Genomic DNA, 13,149 nt, shown 5'->3' with positions numbered 1-13,149 from the left:
GTAGTCCTGGAAGGTGCGGTGCAGGAAGTCCACGCGTCCGTGCGCCGGTTCCCGCAGCAGCCCCGCCCTCAGCAGCAGCCAGGCGTAGACCTCCTCGCCGCTGCCGTCCAGATTCATCGCGGGTGCGGCTTCTCCGAGGATGTGCACGGCATCCGAACGGTCCATCTCCGAGCGGCTGTTGCGGATCAGCCACCAGGCGAGCTTCTGCAGGAGCTGCACCTGTGTGGCGAACGGCAGCCGGGTGGCCCTGACGTCCCGCTCGACGTCCCTGCGCTCCAGGAGCATCGTCAGAGCGGCCTCGTACAGAGATTTCCTGTCCTGCGGCAGGAACCCGCGCCGCTCGCGGTGGAGGGCACAGAGCATTCCGCACATCAGCGGGTTGGTGGCGAGCCGGTTCAGCTCGGACGCACCCCGCACCGACTCCAGCAGCGCGGTCCCGATGCCCTCGTCCGCACCCGCCGCGCGATGCCAGCGCCGCACGAACGTCGCGACGTCGTCGTAGGCCATCGGCGACAGCGTGAGCTCGGCGAAGTCGGTGGTGTCCAGCCACTTCTCCGGGACGGCGGAGGGGCGGGTCGTGACGAGCCACAGGTTGCCGGGGAACGTGCGCGTCAGGTCGCGCAGCCACCGCTTGGCGTCCTTGCGCCGCTCCTCGGAGATCTCGTCGATGCCGTCGACGAGGAGCACGCCGCGCCCGGCCCTCAGCACGCGCTCCACCCAGCCCGCGGGCTGTTCCCCGGTGACGAGGCAGCCGACGGACGTCAGGAACTGTTCGGGGACGGGCAGTTCGGTGCCGGGACGGACGATCCGCCGCATCGGCAGCACGAACGGCACGCGCCCCATGAGGTGGGTGAGTCCGTGCTGGTACGTCAGGTCGGCGGCCGTCACGGCGAGCCACTGGACCAGGGTCGTCTTGCCCGATCCGGCGACGCCGCGCAGCAGCACGTGGTCGTGCTGGGCGAGGACCTGCTCGGCGGCGACCTGGGCCGCCCCCTCCCAGGCGCGGTCCCTGGTCGCCTCCAGGCTGAGGTAGGCCGTGTCGAGCGGCCACTCGCTGGTCCCGGCGTAGACGTCCAGGCCGTAGATGGTGAGGGTGCCGTGCCGCGCGGTGATGTACGACGCGTACCGCGCCTCGAACGCGGCGTCCTCGGCCGACTGCGACGGCAGCCGCTCGAGGAGGACGTCGACGGCTCGCACCACCTGCGCGAGCTGCTGGCTCTGCCGGGTCTGCTGCCGGGCGATGTAGGTGGAGCGCTGGGTGAAGAAGTTCAGGATGTGCAGGGACGCGGTGTGCAGCAGCCGGTCGAGGAACAGCTCGGCGTCGCGGCTGAGCGCGAAGGTCGCGACGGTCACGGCCGACCGCGAGCGGAGGGTGCGCGCGAACTCCTCGGGGCCGAGCGCCACGGCTTCGTAGTCCTCGATGGTGAGCGTGCCGAGGGCGGCGAGGGAGTGGGCGAGGGCGGTCCTGACGGCGGTGGCCTCGGCGGCGTCCACGGGGAGCTCGCCGGGTCCGGCCGCCTTCAGCGCCCTGCGGACGAGCTCGTCCGCGATCTTCTCGACGTCCTTCGGGGCGACGTCCCGCTTCTCGCCCTTGAACGACACGAGCCCGGAGATCCGCACCGGTTTGGTGACCAGCGCGGCGCCCGGCCGGTCCGTCACGAAGAGCTTCTTCACGAGGGGCGCGACCGCGCTGGACGCGAGACGGGCGCCGAGGGCTCCGGGGTCGACCATGGTTCGAGGTTAGGCCAACGGCGTTTGCCGCGCGGCAGGTTGGCGGCGTCAGTAGGTAGTGGGGCCGTAGAGGTGTACGTCGATGTGGGCGGGGAGGCTGTCCAGGCCGGTGGCCACAGCGGGGACCGTCAGCTCCGTCAGGCTCGGGTGGTGGGCCAGGGCGGAGACGTCGATGAGGGCGTGCCGGTGGGGGCTGCGCTCGGGGTGATTCTGCAGGAACAGGCGCTTGAGACCGGGCGCGAGCGTGGCGAGGCAGAAAGTGGCCCTTGTCCACGACCCGTCGGGGAGGAGCTGCAGGTCGACCAGGCAGGGCAGGGCCAGGTCGGGCGGGGCGAGCGTGAGGGCGCGCGCGGGCAGGTGCAGGGCGAGGGGCCCGGGCAGGGCGGCGAACACCTCCCAGTCCGTCGCGGACAGGGGCTCGTCGGAGCCGAAGGTCACACGCTCCAGCATCGGCCACCGGGTCACGAGGCGCAGATCGTCCAGGGAACCTCGGGAGTCCACGAGGCCGAGGAACCTCAAGGGGGCCTCGGCCGGGAACTGCGCCAAGCTCCACGGCTCGTAGGCGCCGACGACGCTGAGCCCGTCGAGGTGGCCGAGGGCGTTCAGCGCCTCCGCGGTCAGCAGGGTCGGAGGGAACCTGTTGAGCAGCAGGAAAGTGGGCTCGCAGGCCGCTATGAAGCGGGAAGCGGTGTCGGGGGTGACCTCCGGCCTGATGTCCAGCTTCCGCGGGCGCAGCCCGAGCCGTTCGAGCTCGATGACCTGTTCGTCGGTGTGGAGGGTGAAGTGGATGTCGTCGGTGCCGTCGAGCCGGGCGATGATCTGTTCGGCGTATGCCCGGCAGTCGAACCGGTGCCACCCCCACATCAGCTGGCTGCGGACCCCGAGACTCTGATGCTGGGCGAACCGGGCGAGGAAGGGCATCGCCGCATCCGAGTCCAGACGCGTCGCGGTGATGGCCACCAGCAGGGCCTCGTCGTCGCTCAGGCCGTCCGGCCCGGGCAGCAGGTCGAGCACCATCGCCCCGACCTTCGCCAGCGCCTGCGCGTCCGCCACGTCGTGCGGCGGAATCAGCGCCGAGGTCCGCCGCTCCACCTCCTCGCGCACGGCGGGCGCCAGCTCCGCCGCGTGTTCCAGGCAGGCCGCCGCGAGGAGATGGATCCGCTTGCGGGCCCACTCCTCGTGGTGGCCGTCCCCGTGCGTGAGCAGGTCGCCCAGGATCTCCGCCCGTTCGCGTGGGCGTGCCTGTGCCACGGCCATGCGGATGACGTCCTCCCACTGATCGTCTGCCGCGTGCCGGGCGAGTACGCCGAAGTCGCCCTCCTCGACCGCCGCCCGCGCCCCCAGGAAGTCCTGGAAGGTGCGGTGGACGAAGTCGACCGTGTCCGGGCCCGGCTCGCGCAGGAGGCCGCTGCGGTGCAGGAAGTGGGTGTAGACGGCCTCCGCGTCGCCGAGCGGGGCCAGTTCAGGAACCGCCGGGAGTGCGTCCGCGATGATGGACTCCGCCCGCGAACGGTCCATGACCGTACGGCCGTTGCGGATCAGCCAGTACGCGAGCCGCTGCAGGAGCTGGATCTGCGGTTCCTCCCGCAACTCCGGTACAGCCATGTGGCGTTCGCGGTCACGGCGGACCAGGAGCATGGAGAGGGCCGCGGTGTAGAGGTCCTTGCGGCCCATCGGCAGGAAGCCGCGCCGGTCCCGGTGGAGGGCACAGATCAGGCCGCACATGAGGGGATTGGTGGCCAGTCGGCCCAGATCCGGCTTCGACCGCACCGCCTCCAGGAGCTGCGCCTCGTACCCGGCGAGCGCGGCGTCCTCCTCCGGGACGCCGGTGGTCGCCGCGGTGTGCCAGCGCTCGATGAACGTCGCCACCTCCGCCTTCCCCATCGGGGAGAGCGTCAGCTCGGTGAAGCCCTCCTCGGTGAGCCAGTCCTCGCGTACGGCCGACGGGCGTGACGTCACCAGCCAGCGGTTGCCGGGAAACGCGTCGATGAGGTCGCTCAGCCAGGTCCGGGTCCGGTCGCGCTCGGCGTCCGGGATCTCGTCGATGCCGTCGATCAGGACCAGGGCGCGGCCCGCCGTCAGGACGCGCGCCTCCCACCCCTGGGGCTGGCTGCCCGCGAGCGGGCAGCCCACCGCGGCGAGGAAGGCCGGGGGAGCGGGCAGCCGCTCGCCGTGGCGGGTGAGGGTGCGCAGGGGGAGTACGTAGGGGACGCGGTCGTCCAGGTAGGCCATGGGAAGGTGCGCCGCGGCGGGGTCCGGTCCTGCCGCGTCCCGGCGGGTCGCGCTCACCGCCAGCCACTGCACGAGCGTGGTCTTGCCGGAGCCCGCCTCGCCCCGGAGGAGGACCCGGTCGTGGGTGGCGAGGGCCTGGTCCGCGGGGAGCGGGGGCGTGTGCTGGACGACCTCCACCTCCTCCGCGTGGTACTCCGCTCCCGACATGTAGCGCGCCGTCGTCACGCGTCCGGGCTCCACCGCCTCCAGCGACATGTACGCCGCGTCCAGCGGCCACTTCGCCGGGGAGCCCGCCAGATCGATGCCGAAGATCGTCAGCTTGGCGTGCTTCTTCGCGACGTACGCGAGATAGCGCCGCTCGAAGGCGAGGTCCTGCGCCCCGGCGACCGGCCTGCGGGCGATCAGCTCGTCGACCTTCGCGATCAGCTCGTCCTGGCCCCGGCTCTGCGCGACCAGCGTCGCCGCGACGAACGTGGAGCGCTGCGTGAAGAACTGCAGGATGTGCAGGCACGCCCACTCGGTGACCGAGTCGAGGTAGAGGGCGGCGTCCCGGGACAGCCCGGCGGCGGGGTGCGGTCCGGCGGCGGCCGCGCCGCGCAGGAGTTCGCGGGCCAGCTCCCGGTGGCCGAGCCGGACGGCCTGGACGTCGTCCATGTCGAGGTCCCCGAGCGAGAGCAGTACCCGGGTGAGCGCGTCGGCCACGGCCACGGCCTCGTCCCGCGGGAAGGTCCGCTCGCCGGGAGCGGCCAGGGACGCCGCCACCAGCCGCTCCGCGAGGCGCCGCACGTCCCGCCTGCCCAGCGTGCGCTGCTCCCCCTTGAACGACACCAGCGAGGACAGCCGCACCGGCTTGGCCACCAGGCCCGCGCCGGGGCCCTCCCGTACGAAGAGCCTCTTGACCAAGGGGGCGACGGCACTGGACGCCAGGCGGGTGCCCAAGAGCGCGGGATCCATGGGCGGGAGCGTAGTCGGGGTCACATTCACCGCGGGGTGGATCTCGGGGACCGGTGACATGCCGCACAGGCATTTCGTCCGGTACTAGGCGGAATAGTGGATGCGACGGGATCAGCGGCCGGGACCTTCGGCCCGCAACCTCCGGGACCTTGGGCGCGTCCGGCCGCGGCGGGCGGCGCGCTGATGGGGGTGCGGGTCCGGGGTGGCTCCGACGTGCGGCTAAACCCGTGCGACGCGAGGAAACTCCGTTACCGGACTGTGGGGTAATTGTCCGGATTTGGGGGTGTCAAGCGGACTAAATCCCCGCCTCCCGCTACGGCTTTGGGTAGTAGATGGGCGTTTTGGGTGGTGGCCGGGGTGGGGGTTACCAAGGGATGACCGACCCGGCGAAGCGCGGTCGGCGGGTGACGCACCCGCCCCGCCTGCCGGGTCCGTTCATGCCCCCCTCGGTCGTCGCGTCAGGCGTCGCCGCAGTCGTCATCGCAGTCGTCACCACCCCGGAGGACATCCCCATGTCGAAGCGCACCAAGTCCCACCGTCCCGGCCCGTCGCTGTTCCGCACCCGGGCGGCCGTCGTCGCCGCGGGCGTCGGAGCGTCGGCGGTCCTCGGCGCGGGGGTCTCGGTCGCCGCGGGGGACGCCAAGAGCGGTGGGGCGCTGCCCGGCGTCGCCGTGAACTCCGTCCAGGCACAGGCCACCGCCCAGGCCAAGAAGGCCGCGGACGTCAAGAAGGCCGCCGCCGCGAAGGCCGCGGCCTGGGTCGACCCGGTCAAGAACTACACGCTCTCCGCGAGCTTCGGCCTCGGCGGCAGCATGTGGTCCCACAAGCACTCCGGCCAGGACTTCGCCGTGCCGGTCGGCACCCCGGTCGGGGCCGTGCACGGCGGCACCGTCGTCAAGGCCGGCCCGAACGGCGCCGGTGACGGTCCCGCGTACGGCAATGCCGTCGTGATCAAGCACAGCGACGGCACGTTCTCCCAGTACGCGCACCTCTCGCAGGTCGACGTCCGGGTGGGCCAGGCCGTGGGCACCGGTCAGCGCATCGCCCTCTCCGGCAACACCGGCAACTCCAGCGGTCCGCACCTGCACTTCGAGATCCGTACGACGCCGAACTACGGCACGGCCGTCGACCCCGTCGCCTTCCTCGCCTCGGTGGGCGTGAAGGTCTGACGTCAGGCGCCCGTGTGCGCCCGTGTCACCAGATCGATGGCGACCTCCAGGATGGCCTTGCGCTTCTCCTCGGGGTCGCCTTCGACGTCCTTGAGCACGAACATCCCGCCGTGCATGGTGAACAGTGCGCTGAAGCAGCGCACCTGGTCGGACATCGGCGCGTCCGGATCCTTGAGGATCTCGTAGATCCCGAGCATGCGGTCCTTGAAGCTCTCGCCCGTCTTCAGGTCGCGCATCGTCGCCTGGTTCTCCTGCATGAAGCGGAAGAGGGGCGCCGCGTGGATGAGGATCTCGCTGTACCGGGTGAGGGTCAGCTGCTTGGTCTCCAGCGAGACCGGCCGCGGCTGCTCGTGGCCCCAGGCGATCAGCTCGTCGATGGGCCGGGTGAGGTCGTCGAAGATGCTGGTGAGGATGTCTTCCTTGGTCTTGAAGTGGTAGTAGAGCGCCGCCTTCGTGACCTCCAGGCGCTCGGAGATCTCGCGCAGCGACGTCTTCTCGTACCCCTGCTCGGCGAAGAGTTCGAGGGCCACGTCCTGGATCCGTTGGCGCGTGTTCCCGCGGCGCTGCTGCTTGCTCGTGCCTGTGCCCGTGCCCATCGGGGTGCTCCTCGGCTCCACTGAACTTCGAATGAACTTACTTGACGCCCGGCTAGTTAGGGGTCTACCTTCCCTCAGTGTAATCAACTAGCCGGGCGGCAAGTAAGTGTCGGGGTGTCCGGCTGAGTACGGGGAGTGGGGAAACATGCCAGAGAAGACGACCGGGGCGGTCGCGGCGACCGGGGCGACCGGTGCGGCCGCGCAGATGCAGAAGGGCGAGCCGCAGCCGCGCAGCGTGCGTGTCGTGCTGATGGCCCTGATGATCACGATGCTGCTCGCGATGCTCGACAACATGATCGTGGGCCCCGCGATGCCGACGATCGTCGGCGACCTCGGCGGCATGGAGCATCTGTCGTGGGTCGTGACGGCCTACACCCTGGCGACCGCTGCCTCCACCCCCATCTGGGGCAAGCTCGGCGACATGTACGGGCGCAAGGGCTCCTTCCTGACCGCCATAGTCATCTTCCTCGTCGGGTCCGCGCTGAGCGGCATGGCGCAGGACATGGGACAGCTCATCGGCTTCCGGGCCGTCCAGGGCCTCGGCGCGGGCGGACTGATGGTCGGCGTCATGGCGATCATCGGTGACCTGGTGCCCCCGCGGGACCGCGGCAAGTACATGGGCATGATGACCGGCGTCATGGCGGTCGCGATGATCGGCGGCCCGCTGGTCGGCGGCTCCATCACCGACCACCTGGGCTGGCGCTGGGCCTTCTACATCAACCTGCCGCTGGGCGCCGTCGCCCTCGCCATGGTGACCTCGGTCCTGCACCTGCCCAAGAAAAAGGCGCAGGGGCGCATCGACTACCTCGGCGCGGCCCTGCTCACCGTGGGCATCAGCGCGCTCGTGCTGGTCACCACCTGGGGCGGTTCGGAGTACGCCTGGGACTCGGCCGTGATCATGGAGCTCATCGGCATCGGCGTCGCCTCGCTCATCGGCTTCCTCTTCGTACAGAAGAAGGCCGCCGAACCGATTCTGCCGCTGCACATCTTCAGCAACCTGAACTTCTCGCTGATGGCCGTGATCGGCTTCATCACCGGCTTCGTGATGTTCGGCGCGATGCTCTTCCTGCCGCTCTTCCAGCAGTCGGTGCAGGGCGCCTCCGCGACCAACTCCGGTCTGCTGCTCCTGCCGATGCTGCTCTCGATGATGGCCGTCTCGATGGTCGCGGGGCGCGTCACCACCTCCACCGGCAAGTACCGCCTCTTCCCGATCGTCGGCACCGTCCTGATGGTCACCGGCTTCTACCTGCTCTCGCAGATGGACACGGGCACCTCGCGCCTCACCTCTGGCCTGTACATGGCGGTGCTCGGCGCCGGCATGGGCTTCCTGATGCAGATCACCATGCTGGTCGCGCAGAACAGCGTCGAGATGAAGGACATGGGCGTCGCCTCGTCCTCGGCCACGCTCTTCCGCACGCTCGGCTCCTCCTTCGGCGTCGCGATCATGGGCGCGCTCTTCAACAACCGCGTCCACGACGTGATGGCCGAGCGCGCCGGGTCGATGGGCGGCAAGGTCACCGAGACGTCGGCGCAGCTGGACGCCGAAAGCCTCAAGCAGCTCCCGGCGGCCATCCGGGACGCCTACCAGCACGCGGTGTCGGCCGGTACGCACTCGGCCTTCCTGCTCGGCGCCGGCATCAGCGTCGTGGCGCTGCTCGCCTCCTTCTTCGTGAAGGAGGTCCCGCTGCGCGGCTCGGGACCCGCGGACAAGCCTGCCGGGGACGCGGAAGGGGACTCCGTGCGGGCGGCCGGGCAGACGGTGGCGGAACCCGTCTGATCTCCACCGCCCCGCCCTCGGCGGACAACGGCCCCCGGCGCGCACTGCGCCGGGGGCCGTTTCCTGTCTGCGTCTGCGTCTACGCCTACGCCGACGTCGTTCACGAACGGGTCAGAGGTTGTCCGGCAGCTTCAGCACCGGATAGCTGCCCGTGTTCGTGGGCGCGTGCTCCGGCAGCCACAGCACGGCGACCGCGCCCTCGGAGGGCTCATCGGGAGCCGCACCCGCGGGGCGTACGTTGCGGAAGGTGAGCCGCGCGCCGAGCACCCGCGCCTGGCCCGCCGCGATCGTCAGACCGAGGCCGTGTCCGTGCCCCGCCCGGTCGGTGCTGCCCGTGCGGAAGCGGCTCGGACCCTCGTCGAGGAGCGCCTCGGGGAAGCCGGGGCCGTGGTCGCGCACCCGGACCACCCGGCCCTCGACGCTGACCTCGATGGGCGGCTTGCCGTGCTTGGCCGCGTTGGCGACGAGATTGCCGAGGATGCGCTCCAGGCGGCGCGGGTCGGTGGTGACCTCCGACTCGTGCACCACCGTCACCGTCACGTCCGTGCTCAGAACGGCCATCCGCCGGGACACGAACTCGCCGAGGGTGATGTCCTGCAGCTCCGCACGCTCGGCGGCGGAGTCGAGGCGCGCCACTTCGAGCACGTCCTCGACGAGCGTGCGCATCGCCTGCGCGCGGTCCCTGACCAGCTCGGTCGGGCGGCCCGGCGGCAGCAGCTCGGCCGCCGTGAGCAGCCCGGTCACTGGCGTGCGCAGCTCGTGCGCGATGTCCGCGGTCACCCGGCGCTCGGCCTCCAGGCGCTGCTTGAGGGCGTCGGCCATGGCGTCCACGGCGCTCGCCACGTCATCGGTCTCGTCCCTGACGACACCACCGATCGCCTCGCGGACGCTCACGTCCGTCTGGCCCTGGGCCACCTCGCCGGCCGCCGTCGCCGCCTTGCGCAGGCGCCGCGACAGCTGCCCGCCGATCAGCACGCCCAGCGCGCAGCCGCCGAAGACGACCGCGATCGAACCGATGACCAGAGCCTGGTCGAGGTCCTTCATGACGGTGGCGCTGCGGTCGGTGAAACGGGAGTGCAGAGACAGGACGTGTCCGTCCGCGAGCGGCACGGCGGCCCAGATGTCGGGCACGCCGTCGGGCTTCTCCTCGACATAGGTGGCGCGGCGGCCGGTGAGGACCTTCTGCCGCAGCTCCTGCGGCAGCTCGGGGTCGTCGACCTTCGTGCCGAACTGCCGCGTCTGCCGCTGGGACGCGGAGGAGTACAGACGCAGCGCGATCTGGATGCGCTCGTCCTGCACGTCGCGCGCGTTGTCGAGCATCGAGACCCGCGCTGCGTTGTGCACGACCAGGCTCAGGGCGATCGCGACCAGCGCCCCGACCAGGGCGATCGCCGCGGCGATCTTCCAGCGCACGCCCGTGCGCAGGTGCATGCCCGTGCGGAGGCGCCCGCCGGACCGGAACACCTCGCGGACACGCTCGACTGCCCTGCGCCCCCCGTTCATATGCGTCGTCCCCTGAATCCCCCGGTCGCCCGGCGTCCGCTCTGTTCTCTTCTCGGCACGAGTCCGGCTCACGCCTTCAGCTTGTAACCGAAGCCGCGGACCGTCTCGATGCGGTCCTGCCCCACCTTCGTGCGCAGCCGCTGCACATGGACGTCGACGACGCGGGTGTCGCCGCCCCAGCCGTAGTCCCACACCCGCTCCAGGAGCTTGTCGCGGGAGAGGACCGTGCCGGGGGCGGACGAGAACTCGAGCAGCAGGCGCATCTCGGTCGGCGTCAGCGCCACCGGAGCGTTGCCCCTGCGGACCTCCATGCCGACCGTGTCGATCTCCAGGTCGCCGAAGTTCAGCACCCCGCCGTCCTCCGCGGCGCTCTCCTCGTGGCCCGATCCGGCCGAGCCGGGACCGCTGGCGTGCCCGAAGCGGCGCAGGACGGCGCGGATGCGGGCGACCAGGACGGCGCCGTCGAACGGCTTCGTCACGTAGTCGTCGGCGCCCGCCTCCAGGCCGAGCACGACGTCGATGGAGTCCGCACGGGCCGACAGCATGATCACCGGCACGGTCGACTCGTCGCGGATGCGACGGCACAGCGAGACGCCGTCCAGGCCCGGCACCATCACGTCGAGCAGGGCGATGTCCGGCCGGTCCGCGCGGAACGCCTCCAGGCCCGCGAGACCGTCCGGCATGGCGGTCACGGCGAAACCGTCGCGCTCCAGGGCGAGCTGGGTGGCCTCACGGATGACGTCGTCGTCCTCGACGAACAGGACGTGGGTCTGCTCTGCCATCGGGTGCTCTCAGTCCTTCTCGGTGCGTCGGGCGTTCGGGCGTCGGAGTGTCTGTCCACCCGCGGGTGGACCGCGGGTGGACCGCGGGACCGGTCAGTCCGCGGTCGGCTCGGCGCCCACCGCGTTGCCGAAGTCGTTGCGGGTGCGCCCCGACTCCGTGAAGCGGTTCGTCGACCAGCGGTACGTGATCACTTCCTCGCCGGAGGGATAGGCCACCGAGTCACCCGACTCGTACAGCTGCTTCGTCACGACCAGGGCGCCCCGGTCGATCTCCGCGTAGACGGAGGCGGGCTCCTCGGCCTGGAAGACATTCTCGTACTTATCGCCCTCGGCGCGATAGACGTAACTGCCGATCCCCACGGCATCGCCGCACGTCAGCACGTTCACCACGACATCCGAAGCCGATCCGCCGGTCAGGTCCCCGTACGACACGTCCACCGGGTACGCCTTCCCCACACACGGCTTCAGATCACGCTTGATCGCCGGGCTGACCTTCGGGTCCTCCTTGACGAGCCGCACCGCGTCGATCTTCTTCGTCGGCACGGACGCGGAGGGCGAGGGGGACGCCGCCGCGGACCCCACGGGCTCGCTGCGGGCCGGGCCCTCGTCGCGCGCGCCGGAACCGCCCGTCGAACAGGCGGAGAGCAAAAGGCCGAGAGCGGCGAACGTGGCCACCGCCGCGCTCGCCGCCTTCACGCCGTGTCTGGCCCGGGGGCCTAGGCCGCGCAACTCTCCCGCTCCTCACGTTCGAGCGCGCGAGCGTCCAGGTCGCGGCTCTCCAGCTCCTGGCGGAGCCTGGCGAGCGCCCGGTGCAGCGTGCTCTTGACCGTTCCGGCCGACATGCCGAGGGCGGCGGCCGTCTCCTCCGTGGACATCTGCTCCCAGTGTCGCAGGACGACCACGCTGCGCTGCTTGGGTGCCAGCACCTTCATGATGTCCATCAGCAGCGCGCGGTCCGCGTGCTGCTCGGTGGAGTCTTCCACGCTCGCGTCGGGCAGCTGCTCGGTGGGCACCTCTTCGAGCTTGCGGGCCCGCCACCACTCCGTACGGGTATTGATCATGACGCGGCGCAGGTAGGCGTCCGCGAGCCGCTTGTCGGCTATGCCGTCCCAGCGGCCGTACGTCCGCACGAGCGCGGTCTGCAGCAGGTCCTGGGCGTCGACGGGGTCCGGGACCAGGCGCCGGGCACTGCGCAGCAGAGCATCCTGCCGAGTGCGGACGTACTCTTCGAACTCGAGCACCTCGCCGTGCGCCATATCAAACCGCCTCCGTTCCGTCCCATTGCCGACCGCGGTCCTTGCTGTGCGGTACAGGTATGAAGCTACGGAGGCCTTGTCACGAGGTTGTGCGGAGCAGCCAGCGGCGGACGCACGGCTGTACGTAGGTTGTGTAACAGAAGTAGGGCCCGAGTAAATCCCTGCGTTTACCAGGGCCCCGAGGGCCCCCGCCATCGGGTCGAAGGCGGTCAGGCCAGGGAAAGCCGGTCAGATACGGGTAAAGCCGGTCACGTCAGGGGCAGCCGGTACAAACCGTCCGGCAGCGGCTCCACGAGCCCGTCCGCGACCAGCCCGTCCAGCGCGCGGGCCCGCTGCACGGGCTCGTCCCACACCCGGTCGAGCGCGGCCTGCGGCACGGGCGCCACCGCCTCACGGAGCACCGCGAGCAGCTTGCCCCGCACCTGCCGGTCCGTTCCCGCGTACGTCTGCCCGCGGCGGGCCGGACCCTCGTGCGCGGGCTTCCCCGCCGCACGCCAGGCGCACTGCGCGGCGATCGGGCACTGCGTGCAGTTCTCGCTCTTCGCCGTGCAGACCAGAGCGCCCAGCTCCATGGAGGCGGCCGCCCAACGGGACGCGGTGTCCTCGTCCTCGGGCAGCAGGGCGCGGGCGAGCTTGCGCTCGGCGGCGGTCGTCGCGTTCGGCGGGTACTGCACGCCGGTCACGGCCCGCGCGAAGACCCGGCGCACGTTCGTGTCGAGCACGGCATGCCGCTGCCCGTACGCGAACGAGGCCACGGCGGCGGCCGTGTACTCCCCGATGCCGGGCAGCGCGAGCAACTGGGCGTGCTGGCGCGGTACGTCACCGCCGTGCCGCTCCGTTATGGCGACGGCGGCGCCGTGCAGCCGCAGGGCGCGGCGCGGATAGCCGAGCCGTCCCCAGGCGCGGACGGCCTCACCGGGGGCTTCCTTGGCGAGGTCGGCGGGGCGGGGCCAGCGGGCCAGCCACTGCTCGTACACGGGCAGGACGCGGCTGACCGGCGTCTGCTGGAGCATGAACTCGCTGACCATCACGCCCCACGGCCCGGCGTCCTCATGACGCCACGGCAGATCACGGGCATGCGTGTCGAACCACGCGATGACGGGACGGTGCAGGGACTCGCCTGCGGGCTCGGGGGCGTCCCCGGGGACG

General features: G+C 71.2%; 10 protein-coding genes. 2 read left to right on the top strand and 8 right to left on the bottom strand.

Translation table 11 applies throughout. The features are described 5' to 3' along the window. The coding region (locus AOK03_RS26570; RefSeq protein WP_055567870.1) for an NACHT domain-containing protein at window positions 1-1,731 on the bottom strand (1,731 nt) is incomplete at its 3' end. A 48-nt stretch (window positions 1,732-1,779) separates the two neighbouring features. Further along, window positions 1,780-4,917, bottom strand: coding sequence for an NACHT domain-containing protein (locus AOK03_RS26565; protein ID WP_055567869.1), 3,138 nt, complete (start codon window positions 4,915-4,917; stop codon window positions 1,780-1,782). 512 nt (window positions 4,918-5,429) lie between these two features. Here AOK03_RS26565 and AOK03_RS26560 point away from each other — a divergent pair. Beyond that, on the top strand, window positions 5,430-6,086 hold the full coding sequence (locus tag AOK03_RS26560) for a M23 family metallopeptidase (RefSeq protein WP_055567873.1): 657 nt from the start codon (window positions 5,430-5,432) through the stop codon (window positions 6,084-6,086). A gap of 2 nt (window positions 6,087-6,088) precedes the next feature. On the opposite strand, the gene AOK03_RS26555 is transcribed toward AOK03_RS26560, so the two are convergent. Further along, window positions 6,089-6,682 (bottom strand): TetR/AcrR family transcriptional regulator, encoded by a 594-nt coding sequence (locus AOK03_RS26555; protein ID WP_055567868.1) that lies wholly within the window; start codon window positions 6,680-6,682, stop codon window positions 6,089-6,091. Between the two features lie 145 nt (window positions 6,683-6,827). Here AOK03_RS26555 and AOK03_RS26550 point away from each other — a divergent pair, with 145 nt between their 5' ends. Continuing rightward, a complete protein-coding gene (locus AOK03_RS26550; RefSeq protein WP_055567867.1) occupies window positions 6,828-8,459 on the top strand; it encodes an MDR family MFS transporter in 1,632 nt (543 codons plus the stop codon). Window positions 8,460-8,570: 111 nt separating this feature from the next. Here the strand turns inward: AOK03_RS26550 and cseC are convergent, their stop codons facing one another. From cseC to AOK03_RS26525, 5 genes are all read right to left on the bottom strand, one after another. Beyond that, entirely contained in the window at window positions 8,571-9,962 is a 1,392-nt protein-coding gene (gene cseC, locus AOK03_RS26545; RefSeq protein ID WP_079074971.1) for a two-component system sensor histidine kinase CseC, read from the bottom strand. Window positions 9,963-10,030: 68 nt separating this feature from the next. Beyond that, window positions 10,031-10,744: a two-component system response regulator CseB gene (gene cseB, locus AOK03_RS26540; protein ID WP_055567866.1), complete on the bottom strand. Its 714-nt coding sequence runs from the start codon at window positions 10,742-10,744 to the stop codon at window positions 10,031-10,033. 93 nt (window positions 10,745-10,837) lie between these two features. Further along, a complete protein-coding gene (locus tag AOK03_RS26535; protein WP_341845827.1) occupies window positions 10,838-11,440 on the bottom strand; it encodes a hypothetical protein in 603 nt (200 codons plus the stop codon). Between the two features lie 20 nt (window positions 11,441-11,460). After that, the gene (locus AOK03_RS26530) at window positions 11,461-12,000 is read right to left on the bottom strand and encodes a SigE family RNA polymerase sigma factor (protein WP_055567865.1); all 540 of its coding nucleotides are present in this window, start codon (window positions 11,998-12,000) and stop codon (window positions 11,461-11,463) included. 248 nt (window positions 12,001-12,248) lie between these two features. Next, a complete protein-coding gene (locus tag AOK03_RS26525) occupies window positions 12,249-13,112 on the bottom strand; it encodes an HhH-GPD family protein (protein ID WP_063792582.1) in 864 nt (287 codons plus the stop codon). Between the last annotated feature and the right edge of the window lie 37 nt (window positions 13,113-13,149).

Source organism: Streptomyces atriruber, assembly GCF_001418325.1.
Classification (GTDB): Bacteria; Actinomycetota; Actinomycetes; order Streptomycetales; family Streptomycetaceae; genus Streptomyces; species Streptomyces atriruber.
The sequence above is the reverse complement of the archived record's forward strand: the minus strand, read 5'-3'. Positions and strand labels throughout refer to the sequence as shown.

Excerpts from the sequence above, each read along its gene's own strand:
- AOK03_RS26530 (WP_055567865.1), bottom strand. The coding sequence starts at position 12,000 with ATGGCGCACGGCGAGGTGCTCGAGTTCGAAGAGTACGTCCGCACTCGG.
- cseC (WP_079074971.1), bottom strand. The coding sequence starts at position 9,962 with ATGAACGGGGGGCGCAGGGCAGTCGAGCGTGTCCGCGAGGTGTTCCGG.
- cseB (WP_055567866.1), bottom strand. The coding sequence starts at position 10,744 with ATGGCAGAGCAGACCCACGTCCTGTTCGTCGAGGACGACGACGTCATC.
- AOK03_RS26550 (WP_055567867.1), top strand. The coding sequence starts at position 6,828 with ATGCCAGAGAAGACGACCGGGGCGGTCGCGGCGACCGGGGCGACCGGT.
- AOK03_RS26555 (WP_055567868.1), bottom strand. The coding sequence starts at position 6,682 with ATGGGCACGGGCACAGGCACGAGCAAGCAGCAGCGCCGCGGGAACACG.
- AOK03_RS26560 (WP_055567873.1), top strand. The coding sequence starts at position 5,430 with ATGTCGAAGCGCACCAAGTCCCACCGTCCCGGCCCGTCGCTGTTCCGC.
- AOK03_RS26565 (WP_055567869.1), bottom strand. The coding sequence starts at position 4,917 with ATGGATCCCGCGCTCTTGGGCACCCGCCTGGCGTCCAGTGCCGTCGCC.